Source organism: Bradyrhizobium sp. BRP19, from assembly GCF_020194195.1.
GTDB lineage: Bacteria > Pseudomonadota > Alphaproteobacteria > Rhizobiales > Xanthobacteraceae > Bradyrhizobium > Bradyrhizobium yuanmingense.
Map to the genome: position 1 here is coordinate 126,199 of NZ_JADYVZ010000016.1, position 6,414 is coordinate 132,612.

General features: G+C 60.8%; 3 protein-coding genes and 2 pseudogenes. 2 read left to right on the forward strand and 3 right to left on the reverse strand.

The window, feature by feature from the left end; all coding sequences use genetic code 11:
* Positions 1–11 precede the first annotated feature (11 nt).
* Positions 12–485 carry a DUF5131 family protein gene (locus tag I6F36_RS31895; RefSeq protein ID WP_346656687.1) on the reverse strand — a complete coding sequence of 158 codons (474 nt, stop codon included), beginning with the start codon at positions 483–485 and terminating at the stop codon, positions 12–14.
* A gap of 95 nt (positions 486–580) precedes the next feature.
* Positions 581–2,096, reverse strand: a pseudogene (locus I6F36_RS31900) (transposase); the annotation flags it as partial.
* Positions 2,097–3,492: 1,396 nt separating this feature from the next.
* On the opposite strand from I6F36_RS31900, the gene I6F36_RS31905 reads away from it, so the two are divergent.
* A complete protein-coding gene (locus I6F36_RS31905) occupies positions 3,493–4,026 on the forward strand; it encodes a hypothetical protein (RefSeq protein ID WP_225143685.1) in 534 nt (177 codons plus the stop codon).
* Between the two features lie 63 nt (positions 4,027–4,089).
* Positions 4,090–5,817, forward strand: coding sequence for a recombinase family protein (locus I6F36_RS31910; RefSeq protein WP_225129218.1), 1,728 nt, complete (start codon positions 4,090–4,092; stop codon positions 5,815–5,817).
* On the opposite strand, the pseudogene I6F36_RS31915 reads toward I6F36_RS31910, so the two are convergent.
* Positions 5,762–6,240: pseudogene (locus I6F36_RS31915) on the reverse strand (integrase core domain-containing protein); the annotation flags it as partial. The gene I6F36_RS31910 and the pseudogene I6F36_RS31915 overlap by 56 nt on opposite strands.
* Positions 6,241–6,414: the final 174 nt, after the last annotated feature.

Sequence of the window (6,414 nt, forward strand, 5' to 3'; positions counted from 1 at the left end):
AGGTCCGCCCCCTATATTCGCGTCCATTGGCCTTTTTCGAGCGCTTCTTGTTGTCTTTGCCCCCAGGTGCCCCACTGTTTGAAAAAGAAGGCCGTCCCGGCTGATAAGCACTGCACATAGATTTCGTCGATCCACTCCTCACGGATTGGCCGAGCTGCCTTCCCGCTTTCGCCACCGACGATCGCCCAATGGATGTCCCGGAGATCGGCAGTGCCGACGGCTCCGATAAGGGGCTCGGAAATGAACCGAATGGCTGCCGGCACCTGGCGCAGGTGCTCTATGCGATCCACTACGTCCGCGTTCTCAATGCTAGTGCCGAGCCAGATATTGGGCAGGACCTCGCCGATGAGGGCAGGGACCAACCTGGCCATGCGTTCGGGGCGCTTCGTGAGAATCTGATAGTTGTGATGCGGTGTCTCGCGCATCACCTGCCCGGCGTCGCGAATGAAGGCGTCGCTAACTCGTTCATGAAACAGGTCGCTCATCGAGTTTACAATATCTTGTGCGCGGCGGCGATCAGGGTGAGACTCCGTATTGCCGCACGTAAAAGTGCTCCCTCAGGGTGGTCCGCTGCCTCATCTTTTTTGCTCCTGACTTGAAGTGGAGGCGGCGTCTCTTGGGAGGGACCAAACAGCATGGCGTTGGCCTGTTCGCTGCGCCAGGTCTTTAGGCGACGCTGTAGCGTGCGCAGAAGTTTTTGGGGATAGATTCCAGGGCATTTTGCCTGCAATCGCGCTAGGGGTTCACTGCCGGTCCGCCACGGCTCGGCTTCAAACCATTTGCGCAAATCCGGCGTCACTCGAATGAGCGGGTCGGGACGGCGACGGCCTCTTTTGCTTTGGCGATCGGCCGATCTGTCGGCCGGGCACCGCCCTCCTTCCAAGCGGTTCTCAAGCTCGCCAGGAAAAGATCAATCGGCTGCGCGATCGGGCCGGGGTTCGCGGCAGGCTCGGCGTCAGTAAGCGCCGCCAACCGCTCCTGCGTCACTCGGATATCGCGCAACAAGGCGACGGGGTCGAGGCCGGCGAAAGTCTCTTGTAAACGGGCGCGAACTTCATCGGACGTGCGCGAGTCGGCGGCTAGCCGTTGATGCGGCGTGGAAGGCGCGCTGTAGGTCTTGTGCACCCGGGCGCCGTCGCGCTGCTTGGCGATCAGCTTGAACGACGGTTGAAGAAGTTCACGAACAGGCGCGCCGAGCGGTAGAGCTGCGCCAGCAACGTCGCTGCCTCCAAACCCTCGAACCGCCGGTAGCCGACCATCCTGCGCACGACAGCGCCGTTCTTTTGCTCGACAAAAGCTTGATCGTTTTTGCGGCACGGCCGGCAGCGCGTGAAAATGATATCGGCCGTGTCACAGTACGTCTTAAGCGTCTCGTTCATGAAAACGGTGTCATCGTCCGTGTCCAAGCCAAGAAGCGCGAAGGGCAATTGCTTACGCAATTCCGTCAGCACGGTGCTCAGCAGCGTCTGCTCGCGCACGATCAGCGGCGTGCATTCCGTCCAGCTGGTCGCGACGTCAGTGAGGACCAGGGTCTGTACGAAACTGCCGCGCGCCGATGGACCGCTGTGGGCGACAAGGTCCGCCTCCACGAAGCCCGGTGCGGGATCATTCCAATCCGCCGAAGTCCGTATCGGAATACTGCGTCGTAGGGCGTGTGCGGCCGATCGCCGGCGCTGGCGACCGGGCCCTTCCCGAATCCGGCCTAACGCCCGGTCGATCGTCGCCGCGCTCATCGAAAGCAGCTTGCCGCGGATCTCGGGAGCGAGGTCAAGATGGCTGTGCCGCTCCATCGCGTCGATCAGCATCGGTATCAAGGCTTTCAGCCGCTTCCCGCAAACCCGGTCCGAGGCTTCCCAGAGGAGTGCGAGCGCATTGCGTTCGGCTTCACCGTAAATCCGGCGCCGCGCCCGACGACCTGTTCGCGACCCATCGTGGCCCCGCAGCAGCCGCATCGGATGCTTGCGATGATATCCAGTGACATTGACGAACTCATCCAATATCCGCGCCTTCTCCACGCGATCGCTCGATCGGTAGCGTTCGCCCACAGCTGCCGTCAGTTCCTTCCTAGTCGCCATGCTCAGCTCTCCCCATCCCATCGGTCCGCGCTTTCAGCGTGACCAACGGCGCGCGCTTGGATGTGAAGTACACGCGCGGATATGCCCCTAAAAGGTGCCTAACTCACAATTTAGTCGCATGCTGGCGTGGTCGCCACTTCAGGGCGCGATCGGGCCGGCTGAGGTGCTGCGAACGCAGTGGATACCTGACACGCAGATCGGCATGCGTTGGCAAGACCTTGAACTGTCTGCCATCGACCGTGGCGAGAAAAGCATGGCGTGACCACCCGTCCCGAAGCCCATCCGCCGCCTGATCGAGCTGGGCCTGAAAGTGCAGCCCAAGTGAGGCCATAGTTGAGGAGCTCGTCGAGAGGGATGAGCCACCGACCGAAGTCGTCGCTTTCCGCCATAGCGGCGTCAAATGGAATGAGACTGAGACGCCGCGCCAACTCGCGATGGCCTGATACGAACGCTTGCCGCCGGCTTGCCTGCGGCAAGCAGGCGCGGCGCGGCAATCCGCTGCTTCCTTGAAATCACGACCACGGAAGATACAGCGCGGCGAACAGCACCAGGACGATTAGAATGCACGCCCACGCGATTGCTAGCGCCTTATCCATCGGCCGACTCCCCCGATCTCCTCGGCCGCCCGCCTGGCTCTGAGCGGTCCTCGGCAAGCCGACGCGCGCTTCAGGTCCACCATCGAGCAACTCAGCCTGCCACACAAATGTGTCCTGCAAGAGGCCAGCTCGCCCCCCCTCCAATCCGGTAGTTGAGGCGACCGCGTCAGGTTGCAAACTCCCTCCCGGCGTGGACACGCGTTTCCAGAACCTGGGGAGAAAGACCTTATGGCTCGTATTCAACATATCATTCACACTCCACAATGACGAATGGACCTCGTAAATGGCAAGCACTCCGCCCATACGCTACTCAGAAAGAGGCAATCCGCGCCGCGGTTGATGCCGCCCACGCGGACGGAAAGGCAGGGCACGACGTTCAGGTTCTCGTTCAAAGCGAAGCCACCAATTTAGAATCGAGTGGACATATGGCCACGATCCATACCCGCCAGCCGGCTAATCGCTGACCAGATGAGATCGGCGCCGACCAATCCTGGTAGATTGCCTTGCAGTCCTCTCCGCGATACTTGGTAGCACCCTTTGGGAGTTCAGCCTCTCAGCGGGCCGAGGTGGCCAGCCTTGCTACCTCTGAGGGCGACGGCTGGTGGTAGGGACAGTGCTTCCGGAGGCGTGAGCGCCGTGTCCCGTCCGCGCTGTCCCGTTTTTCTCAGGTTTGAAGGGCGCGGCCGTCCCAGCCAGGATCAGCCGCGCCCTTCGAGCCCCGGGCTAGCCCCGAAGTAGTCGATTGGCCTTCGGGTGGCTATCGCGCCCGCATCGGTTGAGCAAAACTCCCCTATGAGCACCAAAAGAATGGAGCATTTCCAATGAACATCGATCTCGCGGCGGTGCTTACTAAATTTCAGAACATCTCGCCTGGTGCATTTATCAAACTCGATATCTCAATTGACGGCGGATCATTCGGCATCTTTGTAGAGGACGGCCACGGCAATCAGGGCATCGTTACCTTTCCCGCGACGCCTGCCCCACAAGACCAAATCGCGTGGCATCAGCGGGGCGGAATATCACACCGAACAATTATCTACTTTCCGACCGCACTTCTGAGGCGGGCCCTGTCGAGCACTGCCGTGCCAGGTTCTGCAGCGGGCGTGCCCTTGGTCTGCGTGGGGAACAAGGCGTTCATCGCAGGTCAACAAGATCGGCATCACCGTGAATACTTCAACATCGATACGGGCAAAGCCGAAAAGGTGGCTTTAGATGACGCGGTGTTGTTCACGGAATCGGCCGTGGGGCATGTGGTCGACGGAAAATTCGACGAAAATCTACAGATACCCTCTGCCTGGTACTTCTTAAAGAGGAGCGGCAAGCCGTTTGAAGTCCCCCGCCTTTCAATCCGCTGAATCTGCACCAACGGTGCGAGCTGGAATTGCGGCTTCCAATCACAGTAACAAAGGAAACGTGATATGATCCCTATTGAGGAGGCCTTTATTCGAGCGATGACGTTGCTTGACGGTCCAAAGCCAACCGAGCAACGGGCTGAAATCGTCGCCCACCTGGATACTATTATTGACTATGCGCGCGACGATGCCGAGGAGCGCCTAGCCCATAGTTTCAAAGCGATGGCCTTGAACCACCTCGACAGCATCGGTCGAGATACGTCGACCATTGTTGCGGAGAAAATGGAGCTGGCTCTGATCGCCGCCGAAGAATTGATTATAGCTATCGTCGAGCGCAACCGGCGCGGATCTGCCATCCACCGGATCATTGAGAACCCGGTCTACGGCGGCGCCTATGCCTATGGTAAGACGGCCGTGGCGGCGGGATACAGCACCGCGGGCGTGAGCGTGAAGATCCGCCGCAAGGCGCGGAACGAATGGCTGACGCTGAAGCCCAACACTCACGAAGGGTATGTGAGCTGGGAGAAGTTCGAGGCGATTCGCACCATGGTCAGCAGTAATGTTCCCACCAGTCGGCATCACGGCGCGCCCAAGCATAGTGACGCGTTGCTGGCCGGTCTGATCCGCTGCAAGCGCTGCGGTCGCAAGCTCACACTCCGGTACTCCGGCATGGAGAACCATATCCCGCGCTACAGCTGCAGCTGTGCCTGGATGGACAATGGCGGGGCCCACTGCATCGCCTTCGGCGGACTGCGCGTCGATGACGCCATCGAGGAAGCACTGCTTGGAGTCGTCGGTCCAGGCGCGGTCGCCGCCGCAACCGCTGCCGCCAACGGAGCCAGGGAACGGCGCGATCGGGTACGCGATGCTCTCAGTCGCGACCTCGAAGCGGCGCGCTATGCCGCCGACAGGGCTTTCCGGCAATACGATGCCGCTGATCCCGCGCACCGGCTGGTCGCCAGTGAGCTGGAAGCCCGCTGGAACAGGGCGCTTACTCACGCGGCGGAGGTTGAGGCCAAGATCGCCATGCATGATGTGGCGACGTCCGCACCCCTTGCTGATCCAGCTTCGTTCGGCATTCTAGCCTCGAACCTCAAAACGGTCTGGGATGCGCCGACGACGGATGCTCGTCTCAAGAAGCGCATTGTGCGCACCCTCATTCATGAGGTCGTGGCCGATATCGACGACGTGGCGTCCGAGATCGTTCTCATCGTCCATTGGGTGGGTGGCGCCCACAGCGAGTTGCGCTTGCCGAAGCGCCGGCGCGGACAACGCAACAGCACCTCTGCCGACATCATCCAGGCCGTACGTCAACTGGTGGTGATCGCCAGCGACGATCTGATTGCCGGCCTCCTCAACCGCAACGGCCTCAAGACCGGCAACGGCAATCGCTGGACCCGCGAGCGCGTCACATCAATGCGCTCGAACTACCACATCCCGGTGTTCAAGCCCGCGGAGGACGGGATCGAGCCATGGCTCAACCTTGGCAAGGCCGCAAAGCTCTTGAAGATCGCGCCCAAGACGCTCCGGCTGGCCGCTGAAGTCGGCGAGATCGAATCCATCCATCCTCTGCCGGATGGTCCTTGGATCTTCGCCCGCACCTCGCTGACAACAACTGCTGCTCAATCTATCGCGAACGAGCGCGACAGAACCCAAATCATCACCCCGCGGGATCGCATCCCGCTCAACAAAATCTCTTCTCTTCAATTACATAGCCAGATGGGTGTTCTGATGCGCAGTTGTAATCGGCCCGCCAGCATCCGAGTGCGACGCGGGCCTGGGCCAGCGACGTGAACAGCGTCTCGTTCAACAGTTCATCCCGCAACCTGCCGTTGACGCTCTCGATGAAGGCATTCTGCATCGGCTTGCCCGGCGCGATGTAGTGCCATGCGACACGGCTCTGATCAGCCCATGTCAGGATGGCGTTGCTGGTGAACTCGCTGCCGTTGTCGCTGACCACCATCTTCGGCCTGCCGCATTCGATCGTCAGCCGGTCCAGCTCCCGCGCCACGCGGTTGCCGGAGAGCGAGGTGTCGGCTACCAGCGCCAGGCACTCGCGGGTGCAATCATCGATGACCGTGAGAGGATACGGAAGCGGCGGCCATCGGTGAGCTGATCCGACACGAAGTCGAGCGACCAGCGGTCGTTCGGCGCATCGCCACCGTCATCGGCGAACCGTGTCCGGATCGGCCGCTTGCGGTCGCCATGGCGGCGCACCGCAAAAATCGCGCTCGATTGTCAGTTGTCCAATCTTGGCGTGCAGCCGCGTTCACGATGGTGATGCCGAACCACCAGTACAACAGTGGGCAAATCAGGCTGGCAAGCCTGAAGGGAAAAGTGCTGAGCCAGTAGAGCAATGAATCGAGGATCCCGATTCGATGCATCAGACCA

Coding starts and splice junctions, on each gene's coding strand:
- I6F36_RS31895 (WP_346656687.1), bottom strand. CDS start 485: ATGAGCGACCTGTTTCATGAACGAGTTAGCGACGCCTTCATTCGCGAC.
- I6F36_RS31910 (WP_225129218.1), top strand. CDS start 4,090: ATGATCCCTATTGAGGAGGCCTTTATTCGAGCGATGACGTTGCTTGAC.
- I6F36_RS31905 (WP_225143685.1), top strand. CDS start 3,493: ATGAACATCGATCTCGCGGCGGTGCTTACTAAATTTCAGAACATCTCG.